This window comes from Microcoleus sp. PH2017_35_SFW_U_B (assembly GCF_020737865.1).
Classification (GTDB): domain Bacteria; phylum Cyanobacteriota; class Cyanobacteriia; order Cyanobacteriales; family Microcoleaceae; genus Microcoleus.
This window is the reverse complement of record NZ_JAEQDE010000064.1, coordinates 12,570-33,483: the sequence shown is the minus strand read 5'-3', so window position 1 is coordinate 33,483 and position 20,914 is coordinate 12,570. Positions and strand designations below refer to the sequence as shown.

At 45.4% G+C, this 20,914-nt stretch carries 19 protein-coding genes; 12 read left to right on the top strand and 7 right to left on the bottom strand.

The window, feature by feature from the left end; all coding sequences use genetic code 11:
- Nucleotides 1-96: 96 nt before the first annotated feature.
- Nucleotides 97-732 (bottom strand): M48 family metalloprotease, encoded by a 636-nt coding sequence (locus JGK36_RS18420; protein ID WP_367120251.1) that lies wholly within the window; start codon nt 730-732, stop codon nt 97-99.
- Nucleotides 733-1,094: 362 nt separating this feature from the next.
- Nucleotides 1,095-1,391: a hypothetical protein gene (locus tag JGK36_RS18415; RefSeq protein ID WP_293197730.1), complete on the bottom strand. Its 297-nt coding sequence runs from the start codon at nt 1,389-1,391 to the stop codon at nt 1,095-1,097.
- Nucleotides 1,392-1,490: 99 nt separating this feature from the next.
- On the opposite strand from JGK36_RS18415, the gene JGK36_RS18410 reads away from it, so the two are divergent.
- Nucleotides 1,491-1,721, top strand: coding sequence for a hypothetical protein (locus JGK36_RS18410; RefSeq protein ID WP_293197728.1), 231 nt, complete (start codon nt 1,491-1,493; stop codon nt 1,719-1,721).
- 275 nt (nt 1,722-1,996) lie between these two features.
- On the opposite strand, the gene JGK36_RS18405 is transcribed toward JGK36_RS18410, so the two are convergent.
- Nucleotides 1,997-2,626, bottom strand: coding sequence for a macro domain-containing protein (locus tag JGK36_RS18405; RefSeq protein ID WP_293177487.1), 630 nt, complete (start codon nt 2,624-2,626; stop codon nt 1,997-1,999).
- A 93-nt stretch (nt 2,627-2,719) separates the two neighbouring features.
- Between JGK36_RS18405 and crcB the strand changes: the two genes are divergently transcribed.
- A complete protein-coding gene (gene crcB, locus JGK36_RS18400) occupies nt 2,720-3,118 on the top strand; it encodes a fluoride efflux transporter CrcB (RefSeq protein ID WP_293177489.1) in 399 nt (132 codons plus the stop codon).
- Between the two features lie 622 nt (nt 3,119-3,740).
- Nucleotides 3,741-5,090, top strand: a complete 1,350-nt coding sequence (locus JGK36_RS18395; protein ID WP_293177493.1) for a nitrate/sulfonate/bicarbonate ABC transporter ATP-binding protein — start codon at nt 3,741-3,743, stop codon at nt 5,088-5,090.
- A gap of 121 nt (nt 5,091-5,211) precedes the next feature.
- Here JGK36_RS18395 and JGK36_RS18390 read toward each other — a convergent pair whose 3' ends face one another.
- Nucleotides 5,212-5,340, bottom strand: coding sequence for a hypothetical protein (locus JGK36_RS18390; protein WP_293197725.1), 129 nt, complete (start codon nt 5,338-5,340; stop codon nt 5,212-5,214).
- A gap of 33 nt (nt 5,341-5,373) precedes the next feature.
- Between JGK36_RS18390 and JGK36_RS18385 the strand changes: the two genes are divergently transcribed.
- Both JGK36_RS18385 and mgtE read left to right on the top strand, forming a co-directional pair.
- On the top strand, nt 5,374-7,110 hold the full coding sequence (locus JGK36_RS18385) for an ABC transporter permease subunit (protein ID WP_293177497.1): 1,737 nt from the start codon (nt 5,374-5,376) through the stop codon (nt 7,108-7,110).
- 555 nt (nt 7,111-7,665) lie between these two features.
- On the top strand, nt 7,666-9,063 hold the full coding sequence (gene mgtE, locus JGK36_RS18380) for a magnesium transporter (protein ID WP_293155286.1): 1,398 nt from the start codon (nt 7,666-7,668) through the stop codon (nt 9,061-9,063).
- 43 nt (nt 9,064-9,106) lie between these two features.
- Here the strand turns inward: mgtE and JGK36_RS18375 are convergent, their stop codons facing one another.
- Nucleotides 9,107-9,232, bottom strand: coding sequence for a hypothetical protein (locus JGK36_RS18375; protein ID WP_293177499.1), 126 nt, complete (start codon nt 9,230-9,232; stop codon nt 9,107-9,109).
- Between the two features lie 7 nt (nt 9,233-9,239).
- On the opposite strand from JGK36_RS18375, the gene JGK36_RS18370 reads away from it, so the two are divergent.
- The gene (locus tag JGK36_RS18370; protein ID WP_293197722.1) at nt 9,240-10,163 is read left to right on the top strand and encodes a hypothetical protein; all 924 of its coding nucleotides are present in this window, start codon (nt 9,240-9,242) and stop codon (nt 10,161-10,163) included.
- A gap of 11 nt (nt 10,164-10,174) precedes the next feature.
- The gene (locus JGK36_RS18365) at nt 10,175-10,438 is read left to right on the top strand and encodes a hypothetical protein (RefSeq protein WP_293197720.1); all 264 of its coding nucleotides are present in this window, start codon (nt 10,175-10,177) and stop codon (nt 10,436-10,438) included.
- A 443-nt stretch (nt 10,439-10,881) separates the two neighbouring features.
- On the opposite strand, the gene JGK36_RS18360 is transcribed toward JGK36_RS18365, so the two are convergent.
- Together JGK36_RS18360 and JGK36_RS18355 are read right to left on the bottom strand one after the other, a co-directional pair.
- On the bottom strand, nt 10,882-11,397 hold the full coding sequence (locus tag JGK36_RS18360) for a hypothetical protein (RefSeq protein ID WP_293197718.1): 516 nt from the start codon (nt 11,395-11,397) through the stop codon (nt 10,882-10,884).
- 20 nt (nt 11,398-11,417) lie between these two features.
- Complete coding sequence (locus JGK36_RS18355; protein WP_293155295.1) at nt 11,418-12,500, bottom strand: ParM/StbA family protein; 1,083 nt, start codon at nt 12,498-12,500, stop codon at nt 11,418-11,420.
- A gap of 321 nt (nt 12,501-12,821) precedes the next feature.
- On the opposite strand from JGK36_RS18355, the gene ftsH2 reads away from it, so the two are divergent.
- From ftsH2 to JGK36_RS18330, 5 genes are all read left to right on the top strand, one after another.
- The gene (gene ftsH2, locus JGK36_RS18350) at nt 12,822-14,708 is read left to right on the top strand and encodes an ATP-dependent zinc metalloprotease FtsH2 (RefSeq protein WP_293177509.1); all 1,887 of its coding nucleotides are present in this window, start codon (nt 12,822-12,824) and stop codon (nt 14,706-14,708) included.
- A 190-nt stretch (nt 14,709-14,898) separates the two neighbouring features.
- Nucleotides 14,899-15,300: a hypothetical protein gene (locus tag JGK36_RS18345; RefSeq protein WP_293177511.1), complete on the top strand. Its 402-nt coding sequence runs from the start codon at nt 14,899-14,901 to the stop codon at nt 15,298-15,300.
- A gap of 214 nt (nt 15,301-15,514) precedes the next feature.
- Complete coding sequence (locus JGK36_RS18340; RefSeq protein ID WP_293177513.1) at nt 15,515-16,804, top strand: aminopeptidase P N-terminal domain-containing protein; 1,290 nt, start codon at nt 15,515-15,517, stop codon at nt 16,802-16,804.
- Nucleotides 16,805-16,907: 103 nt separating this feature from the next.
- A complete protein-coding gene (locus tag JGK36_RS18335; RefSeq protein ID WP_293177515.1) occupies nt 16,908-17,060 on the top strand; it encodes a hypothetical protein in 153 nt (50 codons plus the stop codon).
- A gap of 145 nt (nt 17,061-17,205) precedes the next feature.
- Nucleotides 17,206-20,910 (top strand): PAS domain S-box protein, encoded by a 3,705-nt coding sequence (locus tag JGK36_RS18330; RefSeq protein WP_293197715.1) that lies wholly within the window; start codon nt 17,206-17,208, stop codon nt 20,908-20,910.
- Nucleotides 20,911-20,914: the final 4 nt, after the last annotated feature.

Below are 20,914 nucleotides of genomic sequence, written 5' to 3'. Positions count from 1 at the left end.
CAACTGTCAACTGTCAACTGTTGAACCATAGCACCAGAACTCATGCTGGCTGTTAAAACTTTCGATTTGTAGCGCCACAATTCATTCTAACACTTATTAATAAGAACCAGTCAATTCTTGTTCCAGCTTCATCAAATTTTCAATCCGCGATTCGGTAGTTGGATGAGTCGAAAACAGACTTCTAAACCAATCACCAGCAGACGAATTCACAATCAACAGCGGCGCAAAAGCTGGATTACCATCTAAAGGCATTTGCCGCGCCCCACTTTCCAACCGCTGCAAAGCCCTCGCCAAAGCCCTTGGATTGCCCGTTAACCGGGCAGCCCCCGCATCCGCCGAAAACTCCCGCGTGCGCGAAATGGCTAGCTGAATCACCGAAGCAGCCACCGGTGCGAGGATAATTGTCAGCAGCAACCCTACAGGATTCGGGCTGTTGCGATCGTCCCTACCCCCAAACCACATACTGTAACTCGCCATTTGCGCCAACCACGAAATCGCCCCCGCCACCGTAGCCGCCACCGCTTGCGTCAGCGTATCGCGGTTGTTAATGTGAGTAAGTTCGTGGGCAATAACTCCTTCGAGTTCGTCCTCTGAAAGCATACTCATAATCCCTTCTGTCACCGCAACCGCCGCGTGTTCGGGATCGCGCCCGGTAGCAAAAGCGTTAGCAGACGCAGTGGGAATAATTTGACACTCCCCGGCAGTCAGGGCGCGTTCTTGGTTCACAGACATACCTTAAAATTGTCCATCCTTTCGGCAATACTTAAACCAAAAACCCGTTCGATAGAACCTGTGTTTTGAGCCTAAGAAAGAACAATCCCAGAGGGCTTATCTCCCCAAGCGATAGAGAGTTTCCTCTCTTGTTCCCGTGTGTCCCACGGTACGTTTAATATTCAAGATTTTAGTTTTCTGGTCTGGGTTACGTTAGTTACCCTAGCTATGTTTTTCGTGGTGTTCGCCACCCACTAACCATTATTATTTCCCGACCTGTCGTTTGAGCTTAGTGTCTCATGTGTATCGGCGGTTATTCTACCTGTAGTATTACTCTATTATACCATCTTGAACAAGAAATTTAGATAATTAAATCCGTCCTTTTAGGACGGGGCTTTAGACCCAATTTTCTGGTAAACTCCCGGCATCGGTAAATTAGCGCGCTGGGCCAGCCTTTCCACCATTGTATAAAGTCCCGGCGCTTGGCTAGCAGTTACCGGCACAGCCCCGTAAGCCGCCAAAGCGATTTTATCCGAGTAAAACCACGAACCTAAGTTCATGGCTGCGGCCAAACCAATGCCGATAATTGCACCGCCCGAACCGCCGATTACCCAATAGCTAACGGTAATTAACAGCGCACTTAACAAGCCTAACAAAGCAGCAGTTTTAATTTGATTCATTTCGGGACTCTCCCTGAAAGCACTCATTCAGTTGACAGTTGACAGTTGACAGTTGACAGATTAGAGCGACCTCTACCTAGAAGCAAGAGGATTGGAGTAATGAATAGTCTGATTTTAATTTCTCCCGATCGGGGTTCCGGCTTTAAACCAATTCTTTCTGGTAAATTAAGCAATAATCTCGATCGACCTTCAATAGTTGTTTGCATGGAATTTCGCCGCCGCCTACCAACAACCGGGTTGCGATCGCAGTATTTGGTGACATCACAGATAATTTTTGATTATTCGGGTTTTTTTGACTCTGTTCTCTTACATTCTATCTACCCAAGTTGAGCTCGCGTGTAGGATACCGCCAACTTGCAGGTACGGTTTAGCGTACTTTAGTTTTTAGTTGAGTGCATCTGGGTTTTGCAAATATGTGTGTAGGGGCGATCGCATGACCGCAGTAAATATGAGATTATAACTAATAACTTATATGCGGTCATGCGATCGCCCTCTTCAAAAACCTGATGCACCCCTTTAATTTCTGATAAATCGCTCCACCTCAAAATACAGACTACCAAGAAACCCGGTTGCTAAACACTGTAGAAATTTGAGATTTGGGCCTTTCAAGTTTCCAGCGGCAACTGTCCGGCATCGCCAGCATATAACAAGTGGTGAGATTTTTGAGCGTCCAGCCAAGATTTAGGAAATTGGTATTGAGATAGGAGGATATCTGCGATCGCGACTTGCATCTGATGCGCGCAGATATCGGGTGGCACTTTACCTGTGCCCGTACCCATGCCGGGAATCGCGATCGTTTCAATGATATGTTTGACCGGCGTTCCGTCTGGAACCGTGCCAAATTTTACGAGAGTTAAAATAGCCCTGGTTGCTAGATAAACATTGACTGTCTCTGTTAAAATTGTCGGAACCCGCATGGTTGGGGCAGCAATTAAATAGGGAATTTCGTCATGATCGGTATCGACAACTTCGGCTAATCCTACTAATAGTTCGCCGTGATGGCGAGTCTGAATTAGTTTTTGCAGGCGTTCTGGAACGTGACTTCCAAAATATTCAGCAATCTCTAAATTTAAGCCGCCGTCCATGAAGCCAAAACTATTCGCTGGACTCACAATCGCATCGCATTTCACATCAAAGATTGAACCGCGATGTATCTTGACATTCTCGATATTGCCACAAGTGCTTTCCCACGCTCTAACTAAGTTATCGTCTACGGCAGCCAGCACAATTTGCATACATACTCTCTATAATTTTTTAAATGGCGATCGCCCTTTTAATCATACAATAGTTTAGATGAGTCCGCTGAATCTAAAATCTAAAATCCTTTGATGCTGCAAGACCCGAATCTCCGCCACCCGATCGCAATTAGTTTCGGTGCCATTGTCGGCGCATTGAGCCGGTATTATATCACCTTGTGGTTTGCCAACCGTTTCGGAACGGCTTTTCCCTACGGAACTTTTTTTATCAACATCACCGGTTGCTTGGCTATGGGATTTTTTATCACCCTGATTTTTGAACGGGTGCCGACGGTTCCGTCGGAGGTGCGGTTAATGATAGCAACGGGATTTTTGGGGGCTTATACTACTTTTTCGACTTACGGTTTAGAGACAAATGTCTTGTTGCGCGATCGCTTTTACAGCTTTGCCACTTTTTACTGGGCTGGCAGTGCCATACTAGGAGTAATTGCCGTTCAGTTAGGCAGCATTTTAGCACGAATTGGCAAATAGATAAAATACTAATCGAGCATCTGTAGGGAAACTGCAATGCCGTGTCCGGCTTGCGGCTCGTCTAATGAAAAATAATTTATATGAAATCAGCACTTGTAGCAATTAATTTTAAAATTAATCTAAAAATTAATTTTTTTCAGCTCGACCAGGTTTTGGCGATCGCTCCTCAATTCCGCTTTAATTGATATCTTGCAGATTTTACCAGAAAGCATTGGTTTAAAGCCCCAAGCCCGATCGCGATAAATTAAAAGAAGAGGATTCATTACTCCAATCCTCTTCCTTCCTTTGTCAAGTGCTGTCAACTGTCAACTGTCAACTGTCAACTGTCAACTGAATGAAGCATTCCCGTCAGCAGGTATTGCTAAAAATGAGTTTATGAGGTATACGTATGGAAACCCAAGAATCAATGTTAAGACCAACGGAGGCAAACTCGTGTCTGCGGACAAATATCAGTTTTCAGTTTGTAAAAGTTTGTGACCAATGACCAATGACCAATGACCAATGGCTAATGGCTAATGGCTAATGGCTAATGACCAATGACCAATGACCAATGACCAATGACCAATGACTAATAACTAATGACTAATAACTAAAGTTAAATAACAAGCGAGGGAGTTTAGTTGTGGTAGTTAAAATAGCAACAGAGTGCCTCATTACCTTAAAAGGTGTCAGCAAGGCTTACCAGCAGCCCAACGGTCAACAAATATCTATTTTAGAGCCAATAAATTTAGAACTGCGATCGGGCGAAATAGTAGCTTTACTAGGCCCTTCCGGATCTGGCAAATCTACATTAATGCGGATGATTGCTGGACTAATCCCCCCCAGCGATGGTGAAGTTCTCTATCACAATCGTCCCTTAGTCGGCTTAAATCCTGGGATAGCGATTGTCTTTCAAAACTTTGCCCTTTATCCCTGGCTGACGGTACTAGAAAATGTAGAATTAGGATTAAAAGCTAAAGGAGACTTGCCAGAACCGCGCCGCCAAAAAGCCTTGCGAATGATTGATATTATCGGTTTAGACGGATTTGAAAATGCTTATCCGAAAGAACTGTCCGGCGGAATGCGGCAGCGAGTGGGATTTGCTAGGGCTTTGGCGGTAGAACCGGAATTGCTGTGCATGGATGAACCGTTTTCAGCCTTAGATGTGTTGACCGCAGAAAACTTGCGGTTTGAGTTATTAGATTTGTGGCTAGAAAAAAAGATTCCGACTCAAGCTGTATTAATCGTAACTCACGGGATTGAGGAAGCGGTCATTTTAGCCGATCGCATTGTAGTCCTCGGCCGCAATCCCGGGCGAATTCGCGCCGAACTAACCGTGACTTTGCCGCACTACCGCGATCGCAAAACTCCAGAATTCCAAGCCCTCGTAGACCAAGTGTACAAAATTCTGACGAATCCAGAGTTAAGCTGCGAAACAGTGGCTGCACCAACTCAAAGTACCGCTACTGCTGTATCTCAGACTCAACCCGCCCCCAGCACTAAATACCAATCTCTGCCGCAAGTACGCACAGGTGCGATCGCAGGTTTGTTAGAACTCCTCGAAGATCGCAAGGAAAAAGACCTCTACCGCCTCGGTCAAGAATTAATGTTAGAGGTAGACGACATTTTGCCGATCGTCGAAGCCGCCAAATTAATGGAATTCCTAGTAATTCAAGAAGGCGACCTCCTGTTAACACCAGTTGGAATTCAATTCATTGCCGGCGGAATTGACCAGCGCAAACAAATTGTTCGTACCCAAATTCTCAGCAACATTCGTGCAGTACAGCAAATTTCTCGAATGCTTCAGTCTAAGCGAAATCACCGCATTTCTGAAGAGTTGATTTTGGACATTCTCGAAGCCCACTTTAGCCCCCAAGAAGCAATGCGACAATTAAAAACTGCGATTGACTGGGGTCGTTATGCAGAGTTGTACAGCTACGACGAACCAGGGGGTGAAATATTTCTAGAATCCGAAGAACCTAAAAATGAGTAGTCAGTAGTCAGTAGTCATTGGTTACTGGTTACTGGTTACTGGTTACTGGTTACTGACTACTGGTTACTGGTTACTGGTTACTGGTTATTAGTCATTAGAATCAACAACTAACAACTAATAATTAATAACTAATAACAATAGTAACTGACCAATTCCCAATGCCCAATCCCCAATTCCCAATTCCCAATTCCCAATTCCCAATTCCCAATTCCCAATTCCCAATTCCCAATGCCCAATTACCAATTACCAATTACCAATTACCAATTACCAATAACTAATTATTATGACAAGACCCCTAACACCCGCCAATAAAACATTAGAAAGATCGACTTGGACTTGGCAAGACGGCTTGCTAATTCTAGCAATCTTCTCTCTAATTCTAGTAATAGTCCAAACAGCTTCTCAATTTAGCAGCGACTACAACCCAAACTTTAAAATTGAGACCACCCTCAATGTATTGCCAGGGTATACAGCCCAGACTCTTTTACGCATGACAGCAGCCTATTTTTTATCCTTGCTATTTACCTTAGTTTATGCTTATTCAGCTTACCGCTTTCCTCTCGCAGCAAAAATTTTAATTCCCTTACTAGATATTTTGCAATCAATTCCGGTTTTGTCCTTCTTGCCCGGAGTAGTTTTAGCGCTAGTTACATTATTTCCCGGTCAAAGAATCGGCGTAGAACTCGCATCGATTATCTTAATATTCACTGGAATGACTTGGAATATGACCTTTAGTTTCTATCAGTCCCTATCCGGCATTCCGCAAGAACTCAAGGAAGCTGCTCAAGTTTATCGGCTGAATGCTTGGCAACAATTTTGGACGTTAGAATTGCCCGCTGGTGCGATCGGGCTGGTGTGGAACAGCGTCATGTCAGTGGCTGGTGGCTGGTTCTTTTTGATTGCGATCGAATCTTTTACCTTGGGTGCTAAAAACTTTCATCTGCCCGGACTCGGTTCCTATTTGGGCAAGGCAGCTAATGAAGGCAATTTTGGGGCGATCGGCTGGGGTTTAGCAGTATTAATTGGTGTGATTGTAGCCATAGATTTTTTCATCTGGCAGCCTTTGATTGCTTGGGTGGAAAAGTTTAAATATCAAGCCGTAGAAGCGACCAATGTACCGCAGTCCAAGGTGTTGGATTTTTTAAGGCGATCGGCGACGCTGCGGGTGTTGAAGTCGCGCATATCGCCCGTAGGTGACAGTTTCGATCGCTATGCGGCAAGAGGTTTTGCACCTGCTCATTTACCAACCAGTCCTCGCGCACAAAGCCGCCTCGGCAATTGGATCAATTGGCTGTTTGTCAGCGGGTTTGCTGCGATCGTCCTTTGGGGAACCTGGGAAGCCTTACTGCTGCTGAGGTTCCTGAGTGTATCTGATTGGCAAAAAGTCGTGGGAGGTGCATTTTTTACGGCTTTGCGAGTCATTTGCGCGCTATTTTTATCGCTGTTGTGGACTGTACCTGTCGGAGTGGCGATCGGTCGAAATCCGCGTTTAGCTCAGATTTTGCAGCCTTTAGTGCAAATAGCCGCTTCTGTACCAGCAACGGCTTTATTTCCCGTATTGCTACTAGCTCTAATTCACGCTGGAGGCGGGTTGCAAATTGGTTCTGTAGCGCTGATGATGTTGGGTACAATGTGGTATTTGCTGTTTAATGTGATTGCGGGCGCTCAAGCCATACCTTCGGAGTTATTTGAAGCCGCGCAAGTTTACAAACTTTCCCTAATTCAACGCTGGAAAACTTTAATTTTGCCGGGAATATTCCCTTATTTAATCACAGGAATTATTACGGCGGTTGGCGGAGCTTGGAATGCGAGTATTGTCAGCGAATACGTGCAGTTTAAAGGTGAAATAATTAGAACGAGCGGTTTGGGCGAGACCATTTCTGAAGCAACGGCATCGGGTAATTTTCCTTTACTGTTAGCGGCTACTTCTGTGATGTCGCTGTTGGTTGTATTGACTAACCGTTTGGTGTGGCGCCCACTTTACCGTTTGGCACAAGAAAAATACCAGTTATTGGTTTAAGTCGGTTGACAGTTGATAGTTGACAGTTGGCAGTTGACAGTTGACAGTTGATAGTTGGCAGTTGGCAGTTGATAGTTGACAGTTGGCAGTTGACAGCTTGCCGTGAGCGAAGCCGAAGGGTTGACAGTATACCCATTCTCAAAGGCGATGAGGTAATTGGTAATTGGTAATTGGTAATTGGTAATTGGTAATTAATAATCGGTAATCGATCGCACTCTCCCGAACTCACACTCTGTTGCACTAGCTCGAAAACATCATACCAAGAAATTCGGTTTCGACAATACAGCTTGGTTTTGGTGCTGCCGCATCTGCCAAAAAATTCGGTTGCTCGCGCTGCCCGTGTAAATCATAATAACTGCAACCAGTGGTGTCAATAGGCTATAAACTGGATTCAGGAAGGCGTGCAGCACAGGTTGATACCAGTTACCACAAAAATGCAACTGTAGGTCAAGTTCAAATCTGCTGACTCAGTAAGTCATTCGCAATTCTTTAATCCCAAATCCCAAATCTAAAATCTAAAATCTAAAATCTAAAATTGCATGAGGAGGGTCATCAGTGACAGAAAACAATTATCAATCGTCTTCTCTACCCACCTACGCGCGAAAAGAACTGCGGGAATTAGTTCGATCGCAGTTAAAGGCTTTGTTGGAACAAGGAGACTTTCAAGGAGCAAAAGCGATTTTGCAGCCGGTGCAGGAAGCAGACATCGCTGAAGCTATCGAAGGCCTGCCGGAAACCATGCAAGTAATAGCTTTCCGGTTGCTTTCTAAAGACGAAGCGATCGCAGTTTACGAATATCTCGACTCCAGCGTTCAGCAGTCTCTGTGCGAAAAATTCAAACGCCAAGAAGTCATCGATATTGTAGACAAAATGTCCCCGGACGATCGAGCTAAACTATTTGACGAACTGCCGGCCATCTTAGTCCGCCGCCTCTTAGGTGAATTGAGCCCAACGGAACGCGAAGCTACGGCCCAACTCTTGGGTTACGAAGCCAGTAGCGCCGGTCGGATTATGACCCCAGAATACATTTCTCTCAAAGAAAGCTTTACCGTTGCTCAAGCTTTAGACAGAATTCGCTCTTTAGCTAAAACTACCGAAACCATTTATTCTCTTTACGTCACTGATGCGGCGCGAAGGTTGAGTGGCATTTTATCCTTGCGGGATTTAGTCACTTCTCCCCTCGACAAAACTGTCGGCGAAATTATGACCCGCGAGGTAGTTTCTGTGCAAACGGGAACGGATCGAGAAGAAGTAGCTAGGTTGATCCAGCGTTACGATTTTTTAGCTGTGCCCGTTGTAGACCGCGAACAGCGTCTGGTGGGGATCATTACAGTTGACGACGCGATCGACATTTTAGAACAAGAAGCTGCCAAAGATATTTATACCTTGGGTGGCGTCCAGTCCGGCGGCGACAATTATTTTCAGACCGATTTAATCACCGTCGCCCGCAAAAGGGTCGTATGGCTGTTTGTTCTGCTGTTGACCAACACTGTCACCGGAGCAATTATTAGAGCTCAAGAAGATATTTTGCACCAAGTAGTCGCCCTAGCAGCCTTTATTCCGCTGCTGACTGGCACTGGAGGCAATGTCGGAGCCCAGTCCTCAACTGTGGTAATTCGCGGTTTGAATACTGATGAAATTACAGCCATGGGCCCCTTTCAAGTAATTGTGCGTGAGGGGATGGCGGGAGCGCTCCTAGGCGCTATATTGGGGACGGTAGCGACGGGGTGGGCTTACACTCTGCAAGGGAATTTAGCCGTGGCAATCGCGGTGGGGGTGAGTTTGCTGGCGATCGCAATTTTAGCTTCTATTGCCGGTTCAGCTCTGCCGTTTCTCTTTCGTTCTTTGGGTTTAGACCCCGCTTTAATGTCTGCTCCTTTTATTACCACCGCAGTTGATGTCCTCGGAGTCTTAATTTATTTCACTTTAGCTCGACTAATTTTGCAATTATAATATATTTAATTAGATTCGCATAAATTAAAAACCCATAGTAATTTTAAATTCCGTGATGTACAGCCTCCCAATTCCCAATGCCCAATGCCCAATTCCCAATTCCCAATTCCCAATTCCCAATTCCCAATTCCCAATTCCCAATTCCCAATTCCCAATTCCCAATTCCCAATTAATCTATGTCATCACCTAATTCATCAACCAAAATTCAAAATCCCAAATCGAGCAATTTGTTAGAAACTGCTGAATTAATCTTTCTTGCTGCCTCGGCTGTAGGATTGGCTGCTAGTTTGGTTTTGCAGCAGAGCATTTATGTCGAAGTTCCTGTAGTAATTTCGCTCTTTTTTAATTTTGTGAACCGCCAGAAGTTTCGCGGGCAAGTTAAAACAAGTACCGCGGCAGTGTTCGATCGCGTAAACCAACAAGCCACTACGAGCGATCGGGCGATCGAGCAATTACAACTTGCTGTAAGTTCTTTAGATACAGCTCTTGCCCAAACATCTCGCGAAAATCTCAATGTTGGCCAGGCAGAAAATTCCCACTCTATAATTTCAGCAATTGAGAACCTGCGCCAGCGGATCATAATTTTAGAAAAAACTATTAAAATGATTCAAAGCGAGATCGAAATCACCAGCCGCCAATTCAAACAACGGCCTGAGTTGCAACAAGTCGAAACTTTGACAACAATCATTCTGGACTTGCAGGAGTTTATCAACGAACTGCCGCAATGGGGAAATTTGCAGCAGCGACAGCTAACAGAACTTCAGCAACAAGTAGATAATGCTTTGGCTCAGCTTGCTCAAGAAATTGCTGTGATTCCCAGCCGCGTGGAGGAGGCTGTAGCTAGTCGCGGCGGGGAAATTAACCAACCGTTAGGTTCTGGTGTGAATGCTGAGTCCAAAAATGCCGATCGATCTAAAACCCAGAATGAGAAAATTCGCCAGAAATATCCCAGGGCTTACGTAAAGTGGAGTCGCGAGGAAGATGAGAATTTACAGAAAGAATATGCAAACTGCCAAGAAGTTAGTGAATTAGCTCAGAAATTTCAGCGACAACCTGTTGCCATTCGTTCGCGCTTGCAAAAATTAGGATTGATTGAATAATTTCGAGGGAATTGGGAATTGGGAATTGGGAATTGGGAATTGGGAATTGGGAATTGGGAATTGGGAATTGGGCATTGGGAATTGGGCATTGGGAATTGGGCATTGGGAATTGGGAATTGGGAATTGGGAATTGGGAATTGGGCATTGGGAATTGGGCATTGGGAATTGGGAATTGGGAATTGGGAATTGGGAATTGGGCATTGGGAATTGGGAATTGGGCATTGGGAATTGGGAATTGGGAATTGGGAATTGGGAATTGGGAATTGGGAATGTGAGCATCTCAGTTTTGCATTTATGTATAGTGCGAGCGTCCCCGCTCGCGTATTGTACAATACGCGAGCGGGGACGCTCGCACTAATAACAAATAACAATAACAAATAACAAATAACCAACAGCAAATAACAAATAACAAATAACAAATAACCAATAACCAATAACCAACAGCAAATAACCAATAACCAATAACCAACAACCAACAACCAACAACCAACAACCAACAACCAACAGCAAATAACAAATAACCAACAGCAAATAACAAATAACCAATAACTAATAACCAATAACTAATAACTAATAACTAATAACCAATAACTAATAACAAAGCGATCGCCCTTTTTTTCAAAAGAGCGATCGCTTTGTTTATTTATTCAGTACCTGCTGCCAACAGCGGGCCACTAACATCACATCTCAAGGCTTTTTAGCCTTGCTCTACCTCATTCTAGAAATCTTGCGGTAACAAAGAACTTAAACGCTCCAATAAAGGATCGGACTCCCGACGAGGAGGAACCTCAGCATCAGAAACTGTATCATTCGCTACAGACTCAGACTCGATCGGATCAGGCTCTACTACTTTTGAAACTTGGGCAAAAGAAACTTGAGCAAACTTACTGTCAACACTCCCCTGCAACTGATCCAACTGCGCGCCCAATTGACTCAGGTGATGTTCCAGTCCTTGCAAACGGCTTAATTCCTCAGCAGAAACATTGCGCTCAAACTCAGCAAATCTGACCGCAAGTTCAGCAATACCCTGTTCCAACCGCTCAGAGCTATCTGTAGAGCTAGCAGACTCAGATACAGACAAAAACTGCCACAAAGCTTGCTTGCAGAGATTGCTGAAAGTCTGATACTTCGTAAAAGCCAACTCTTTTTCAATAGCCGCCAGCAAAGTTTGATCGGCAGCATCTTCCGTAAACGCCACCGAGAAATTCGCCTTATTTTTTGCCCACAGTGCCATAGGGTTCAAGCCTTAATGCGTTACTTTATCGTGGCTAGCTGAGCCTCAGCATAAATAAACTGTCCCAAAGCATTAGCTTTCCGAGAAGGCTGAGCCAAGTGAGCCTTAAGATTGGCGTCTTTCAGCAAAGGTTGGAGTACCTCCCAGAAAAATTCGCCGCCACCGCCAGTCAGAACTACGTCCGTCACCCGTTCCGGCAACCACTGTACCAAACGTTCGGACAGTTCGTTAGCGAAAGCCTCCCGCAAATCCTTAATAATCGGATCTAAATTAGTCGGCTTAGTCGCTCCTCTAGGACGGTAGAAACGCTGCCCTTCGGGTTTGTTCACCCCTTCCAATAAAGACAGGGATTGAGGGTCTGCCCCCGGAATTTTTGAGGCAACTTGTTCGTAGAATTTGTTCATGGCGAAGGAATCGCTCTTAGAAGCCGCTCGGGCGAACCGGAAACGATCGACCATTAACAAATCGGTAGTTTGGTGTCCGATATCGACCACAGCCACCGACAGTTCCGGCAACTCCGGCGTAAACTCCTTGTTGTCTTGAGCTTCGCACCAAATCAGGCTGCCGAATCCTTCCGGCATCACCCAAACGTGGCGAATATCAATTTCCAAACGCTCGCCGCGGTATACCACAACGTGGGGAGAGCGCAGTTGGCTGATAATCTCTTCCTTTTCTTTCTCAAACTGATCCTGCGAATAAAAAGGCAAACCCAGCACTACTGCCATTTCGCCCTTCATCTGGAAATATCCAGCACAGGAAAAAACCTTAACCAAAGCATCTACTACTTTCGACTGGTCAGCCCCACCGAGATTAGCGCCAAAGTCAGCGGCCAGTTGGCCGATGGCGTACCCCTTGCCCTGGTGCTCCAGCCACATATCCAACAGAGGGTCTGTTGCTTTTGACTCAAAGCTGCCGCCCCGCACCTTTTCCACGGGCATAGTAGCCACGTTGGCAGGGATGAAAACAACACCATTTGGGTTGCGACTCACGCAAGCTTTAGTTGCTGTACGACCCAAATCAGCACTAATAATCGATTTGTGAGAAGCGATCTTAGTCTGCTGCGTCAGCATAGCCGAATTAGGAACAAGCTGTCTAGTTGTCATTGAAATGTGTTACCTCACTGAGCCTCACCATTATCATGCCTTATCCCTGGACACTGCCGCGCTTAAAGACAGTGGGTTTTGAGGCGATTCTTCTAACTCTACCTAGATCGGTATTGAAATCAGCACCAAACATTATATTCGGGACGATCGCCCTTACCGTAACTAAGCTAACTTTTTCTCGATCGCGACGATCGCCGGCATCTTGCCCGATCGTGCATTGTTAAGTTAAATTTAGTAAAGATTCTGAGTGTAAACTTTTGTCACACTAATCCGAGACCGCCAGCTTACCCGATCTATCCCCAATTCAAGGCACCCGCATTTATGAAAATTTCTTGGCAAACTATACTACTTTGGACTTTACCCGCCCTAGTCATCGGCTTTTTCCTGTGGCAGGGAGCCTTCGCCGCGTCCCCGGCAGAAATGAGCAAGAACACCGCCAGCACCCGCCTGAGCTACGGTAGATTCTTAGATTACTTAAACGCCGATCGAGTGACCAGTGTTGATTTATACGACGGAGGCCGCACTGCGATCATCCTAGCCGTCGATCCCGAACTGGACAATCACGAGCAGCGGTGGCGGGTAGACTTGCCGTCAAATGCTCCTGAACTCGTTTCTAGACTCAGAGATTCCAAAATTAGCTTCGACACTCACCCCCTCCGCAACGACGGCGCCATCTGGGGAGTGTTAGGCAATCTAGTATTTCCTCTCTTATTAGTAGGAGGGCTGTTCTTCCTGTTCCGCCGCGGCGGCAACGTGCCGGGGGGCCCAGGCCAAGCCATGAATTTTGGCAAATCCAAAGCACGCTTTCAAATGGAAGCTAAAACAGGCGTACTGTTCGACGACGTAGCAGGCGTAGAAGAAGCCAAAGAAGAACTTGCCGAAGTCGTGACTTTCCTCAAAAAACCCGAACGCTTCACCGCAGTCGGCGCCAAGATTCCGAAAGGCGTGCTGCTAGTAGGCCCTCCCGGAACCGGCAAAACCATGCTGGCAAAAGCGATCGCAGGTGAAGCCGCCGTCCCTTTCTTCAGCATCTCCGGTTCAGAATTTGTCGAAATGTTTGTCGGTGTTGGCGCATCCCGCGTCCGCGACTTGTTCAAGAAAGCTAAAGAAAATGCTCCTTGTATAATTTTTATCGATGAAATCGATGCAGTGGGCCGCCAGCGCGGCGCCGGTATCGGTGGCGGTAACGATGAACGGGAACAAACCCTGAACCAGTTGCTGACCGAAATGGACGGTTTTGAGGGCAATACAGGCATCATCATCATTGCTGCTACGAACCGCCCTGACGTGCTCGACTCGGCGTTGCTACGTCCGGGACGTTTTGACCGCCAAGTTAGCGTTGATACACCGGATATCAAGGGCAGGTTGGAAATTCTTGAAGTTCACGCGCGCAACAAGAAGCTGTCTGAGGAGATTTCTTTGGATGCGATCGCCCGCCGCACTCCCGGTTTTACCGGTGCTGATTTGGCTAACTTGCTCAACGAAGCTGCCATTTTGACAGCAAGACGGCGCAAAGATGCGATTACGATGCTGGAAATTGACGATGCAGTCGATCGCGTCGTCGCAGGTATGGAAGGTACACCGCTGGTAGACAGCAAGAGCAAACGCTTGATTGCTTACCACGAAATCGGCCACGCGATCGTCGGCACAGTCATTCAAGCCCACGATCCCGTCCAAAAAGTTACCTTAGTTCCTCGCGGACAAGCCCGCGGCTTAACTTGGTTTATGCCCAGCGAAGACCAAGGTTTGATTTCGAGATCCCAAATCCTAGCCCGGATTAGCGGTGCATTGGGCGGCCGCGCAGCCGAAGAAGTAGTTTTCGGCGACGCTGAAGTTACCACCGGTGCCGGCAACGACTTGCAGCAAGTCAGCGGTATGGCCCGCCAAATGGTTACTCGCTACGGGATGTCTACCTTGGGCCCGATCGCCCTGGAAGCTCAACAAAGCGAAATTTTCCTCGGCCGTGACTACACCGCGCGATCGGAATATTCCGAAGAAATTGCTTCTCGAATTGATGGACAAGTTCGATCGATTGTCGATCGTTGCTACGACGAAGCGCGCCAAATTATTCGCGACAATCGTACCGTAGTCGATCGTTTAGTCGATTTGTTAATCGAAAAAGAAACCATCGACGGCGAAGAGTTGCGCCTAATCGTCTCTGAATACACTTTTGTTCCTGAAAAAGAACAATACGTTCCTCAGCTTTAAAAAGCTAATCTTCACGGAAAATATTCAGGGCGAATAGAATTCGCTGAGTTTACGATCGCACAAACAAAGTCCGCCTCCGCGGACTGAAGAAATTCAACCCGCGCAGGCGGGTTTTGTTTGTGTAGGAGCGGTTTCAACCGCCGAGTTTGTTTGTAAAATAGCAACAGTAGATTAACGTAAATTAACCCAGATGAACAATAAATTTGTCACCCATAAAATCAATAACTTGTTAAGCTTGTTTCTAGCTACTTTAATTTTTATTCCCCTCAATACTTTGAGCGCCCGCGCCGAAAAATTAAGATGTTTTGTAGATATTTGCATTGACCCCAGCAGCGTAAAATTAAGTAAATCCAATTTTCCCGGTGCACCCTCTTATCCTGTCAGAACTCTTTTAGGAACTCAGCAGTTTAGTAACGAGAAAATGCGGGTGCAGATGGAAGTTAACTGCAAGCAGCGAGAGTTTAGAACTGTCAGAGTTAGCCAAGATGGCGAAAATTGGTCAAATTTCGATCCGAGGTGGACTTTAGTCGATCGCAACTCATCTTTGTCTCGGATGGTTGACTATACTTGTCAGTTGACAGTTGACAGTTGACAGTTGACAGTTGACCGGGGATAGCGACCTCTACCTGGAAGGAAGAAGATTAGAGTAATGAATAGTAATTATTGTAGGGTGCGTCAGGGGGCTGAATATGTTTTGTACCTACTCAAAAATTCTCCCCCCTGACGCACCCTACGGCTAGTTAACCGCGCACCCTATACTTGTGTAGGCTGCAATCTAAAATCTAAAATCTAAAATCTAAAATCGGATGACCAACCCCATCGAATACCGGCAAAGACGCGAACAGTTAATGGCAAAAATTGGCAGCGGGACAGCAATATTTCGCAGCGCGCCCGCAGCCGTCATGCACAACGATGTTGAATACGCCTACCGACAAGATAGCGATTTTTTCTATTTAACTGGTTTCAACGAAGCTGCGGCGGTAGCAGTGCTCGCACCACACCACGAAGAACACAAATTTGTTTTGTTTGTGCAGCCAAAAGACTTGGAAAAAGAAACTTGGCACGGTTATCGCGCTGGAATTGAAGGCGCCAAAGCCTTGTACGGCGCCGATGAAGCGTTTCCGATCGCCGAACTTGCCGAAAAACTACCGAAATATTTAGAAAAAGCCGATCGCATATATTATCACTTCGGGCGCGATCGCAATTTCGACCAAACAGTCCTCAACCACTGGCAAAGCTTGATGCGAACTTACCCCAAACGCGGTACAGGCCCCACTGCGATCGAAGATTCCAACATCATATTACACCCGATGCGGCTGGTAAAAAGCCAAACAGAATTAGCATTAATGCGAAAAGCAGCTAATATCTCAGTTACCGCCCACAACCGCGCCCGAGAATTTGCCAAACCAGGCAGATACGAATACGAAATTCAAGCAGAAATAGAACATATTTTCGGCATGAACGGCGGCACCCCCGCCTACCCTTCAATTGTTGCATCCGGTTACAATTCCTGCGTCCTCCACTACATCGAAAACAACCGCCAAATGCAGGAAAATGATTTGCTGCTAATAGATGCCGGTTGTGCTTGCGGCTACTACAATGCCGACATTACTCGCACCTTTCCCGTCAGCGGCAAATTCACCGCCGAACAACAGATAATTTACGACTTAGTTTTGCAAGCACAAACCCAGGCAATTAGTCAAGTATATCCGGGAAATCCTTACAGCAAAATTCACGAAACCGCAGTGCGCGTTTTGGTGGAAGGTTTAATGGATTTAAAACTTTTGGTGGGCGACATTGAAGAGATAATTAAAGAGGAGAAATACAAGCCATTTTATATGCACCGCACTGGTCACTGGCTGGGATTGGACGTGCACGATGTCGGTGTTTATCAGTACGGCGAAAATCCGCAACTTTTGCAAGCAGGACAAGTTCTGACGGTGGAACCGGGGATTTATATTTCTCCTTATATTAAACCCGTTGAAGGACAGCCGGAGGTTCCTGAAAAATGGCGCGGTATAGGTGTGAGAATTGAAGATGATGTTTTGGTGACAATTGACAGTCATGAAGTTTTGACCGCCGGAGTTCCGAAATGAAAGCCGCTATGTTTCAACAGTTGACAGTTGACAGTTGACAGTTGACAGTTGACAGTTGACCGCTTGAGGGCGACCTCTTCCGGTCAGTCCGAGGATGGGAGTAATGAATCGTCTTCTTTTAATTTCTACGCCAAACCCAGAGGCTTTCAACCAATTCTTTCTGGTAACAAAGCAGAAGGTAATAAATCTTTTGTCTGGCTGCGGTCAATTTCACATTTCAATTTCACAAAGCGAAGAAGGCAGAAAATGGGAATAATCTCAATCAGCAGGCATTTTCTGGGCAAAACTTAATATATTTGTAAATTTTGTGTGAAATGGTGCTAGTTGGCAGTCAAGACTGGATCCTTCTAATGTTAGGCTAGACACAACTATAGTCCGCAACTGCAAATTAAGAACTTACTATGTGTAGTGAGCCCACAGAGATCGATCGCGCCCTCACCACCTGCGAAGCGCTAGTCGCAGAGCAAAAAGAAAAAATTCGGCAACTCGAAGAGAATTTGCAGGAAGAAATAGAATTGCGGCGCAAATTAGAAGCACAACTGAAAAGAGATATCATTGAGCTAACTCAAACAGAAGCTTCTTTCCGACAAAATCAAGAATTTATGCAAAGGGTGGCTGATACTACCCCCGGTGTTTTATACATTTACGACCTCATAGAAAACCGCAATCTCTATGGAAATCGCTACATCGCCGAGTTTTATGGTTGCACGGCGGCACAAGTTCAGGAAATGGGAAACGATGCCCTTTCTTTGCTAGTTTATGCTGAAGATATAGAGAAACTTAGCGTTCATGTCGAAACAGAAATAGCCGTAGCTAAAGATGGAGAAATCCTGGAAACAGAGTACCGAATTCAGCACCCTAGCGGCGAATTGCGGTGGTTTCACGATCGGCACGCAATTTTTTCTCGCACTCCTGACGGCAGGCCAAAACAAATAGTCGGAGTTGCCCAAGATATCACCGAGCGAATTGAGGCAGATGCCGCTCTCCGAGAAAATCAAAAGTTTATTCACAGTATAACCGAAGCACTTCCAGGCCTTGCGTACATTTACGATATTACTGAAAATCGAAATATTTATACCAACAACCAAGTTAACCAAATTCTCGGCTATTCCTCCGAACAAGTTCAACAGTTAGGAGACGCACTTTTTCCCACAATTATGCACCCCGATGATTTGCTAAAAATCCCGGAAATCCAAGCAAAAATATCAACACTCAAGGAGGGCGAAATATTTGAGTGCGAGTACAGGCTGAGAAATGCTCGGGGTGAATGGCGCTGGTTTATGGGCAGAGATATTGTTTTCTTGAGAAACTCTGACGGTTCGCCGAAACAAACTCTCGGTATTGTTATAGATATTACTGAACACAAGCGAGTTGCCCTAGAGCGAATTGAGTTAATCGCATCTCTTGAAAAAAGCCAGGAAATGTACCGAACTCTGATCAAGCATTATCCGAATGGATCGGTATTTTTGTTCGATTCTGATTTGCGCTATATTTTGGTTGACGGTCAAGGTTTGGCGGTAGTTGGTTTGTCCAAAGAACTGGTGGAAGGCAAAACCTTGTCGGAAATATCGCCGCCAGAAGATTTGGAATTTTTTGAGACCAAATATCGCGCAGCTTTAGCAGGAGAAGAGAATAATTTTGAATATAAATATCGCGATCGATTTTATTCAACAACAGTTTCTCCAGTCAAAAACGACCAGGCAGAAATTTTTGCAGGCATGGTAGTTACTCAAGATATTACAGAAAAAAAACAGTCAGAATTCGTGCTGCAACGCCTTAAAAATGAGCTAGAAATAAAATATCACAAGCGTACTGAAGATTTAAGAATAGCTAACCAACACTTGCGGGAAGAAATTATCGATCGCTGGCGTACCGAAGAATTTTTGCGGGAAAGTCAGGAACAGCTAGAATTGTTTTTTTCTCAATCTTTAGATGGTTTTTTCTTTATGATGCTGGACGAACCAGTGTACTGGGACGATACCTCTGACAAAGAAAAAGTTTTGGATTACGTATTTTCTAACGGGCGGGTAACGAAGGCAAATGATGCTTTGATCGCTCAATACGGAGCTACTAGGGAAGAGTTTATTGGCGTGACGCTTAACTCTTTCTTGTTCCACAACTTGGCTGGTGACAGAGAAATTATTAGGCAATTTTTTGATGCTGGCAGAATTCACATCGAAAATGACAATCGCAAGTTTGATGGTGAGCTAATTTGGGTGGAAGGAGATTATATTTGCATTAACGATTCCCAGGGCAGAATTGCCGGGTATTTTGGGGTGCAGCGCGATATTAGCGATCGCAAAAAAGCAGAAGCTGCCCTTAGAGATAGCGAAGAACGTTTTCGCGCAACCGTCGAACAAGCAGCAGTCGGCATTACTCATTGCGATAAAAATGGTCGCTATTTGCGAGTCAACCAAAAGTTCTGTAATATTTTGGGATATACTGCGGAAGAGTTGCTGTGCGGAACTTGGATGGATGTCAGTTACTGTGAAGATCTAGAGCCGGACAGGGAAAAAAATAACAGATTGTTTGACCGGGAAATTGACTGTTTCAACATGGAAAAACGCTTGGTTTGCCAAGATGGTTCTTTAATTTGGGTAAATATCACTGTTTCCCTCGTCCAAGAACCGTTGAGCGGAGCAATTTACAATGTAGCAGTCATAGAAGATATTAGCGATCGCAAAAAAGCTGAAGCAGCACTGAAGGAAAGCGAAGAAAGGTTTCGACAGCTAGCAGAAAATATTGAAAGCGTGTTTTGGATGGTAGGCGTTCACCCCCAAGAATTTATTTATGTCAGTCCGGGTTACGAAAAAATTTGGGGGAGAAGCAGTGCTGATTTGTATGCTTGCGGGCGCTTTTTTGCAGAGTCACTCCATCCAGAAGATCGCGCTCGGGTGATTGCTACATTCACTAAACAAGTTCTAGCTGAAGACGAGATTGAGTATCGCATTGTCAGGCCAGACGGCGAAATTCGCTGGATTCGCGATCGGGCTTTTCCGATTAGAAATCAAGGTGGTGAAATTTACCGCGTTGTTGGGATTGCAGAAGATATCAGCCAAGCAAAACAGGCAGAAAAAGCGATCCGTGAAAGTGAAGAACGCTTCCGCCAGCTTGCAGAAAATATCCAAGATTCCTTCTGGCTAGTTTCTGCTGATTTTACCGATTTATTATATCTGAGCCCAGCTTACGAACAAATCTGGGGGCGCAGTCGCGAAGAATTGTATGCCGAACCGATAAAATGGATGGAGTGGGTGCATCCAGAGGATATACATTTGCTGCAAGAGGGACTTCCGCAAGTGTTGCAGGGCGAGTTCACCAGTATCGAATATCGGATTGTACTGCCTGACGGCACAATTCGCTGGGTGTGCGATCGAGCTTTTCCCATTTATGACGAAGCGGGCAAAATTTATCGGCTGGCGGGTATTTGCGAAGATATTAGCGATCGCAAATTGACCGAGGCCCGCATCCAAGCGGCACTCCGCGAAAAAGAAGTATTGCTCAAAGAAATTCACCACCGAGTCAAAAATAATATGCAGGTAGTTTCCAGCCTGCTGCAACTTCAAGCTCAATACATTGAAGACGAACCGACGCTTGCTTTATTTGAAGAAAGCCAAACCCGCATCCATTCAATGGCTCTGATTCACGAGCAACTTTATCAATCGGAAAATATCGATCGAATCCACCTCCCCCCTTACGTTGAAAACTTGATTGCTAATTTGTATCAATCTTTTGGTTGTGGTAACACTTCTATCAAATTCAATCTCAATGTTGATTCCATATATTTAAATATAGAAACGGCAATTCCTTGCGGTTTAATCATTAATGAACTGGTTTCAAACTCCTTAAAGTATGCTTTTGGTCAAAGTTTATCGGGAGAAATTAGTATTAATTTTAATGAAAGTAATTTCCCAGAATTTCATTTAAGTATTCAAGACGACGGCAGCGGATTTCCGGCGGACTTTGATGTGGAAAGTAGCGAAACATTAGGATTGCGATTAGTGCGGATGTTAACTCAGCAATTAGAAGGAAATCTGGTTATTGACACTGAGTGCGGAACTTGTTACCATATTACTTTCCTTGAGTTAAATTATCGGCGTCGCATTTAAGAAA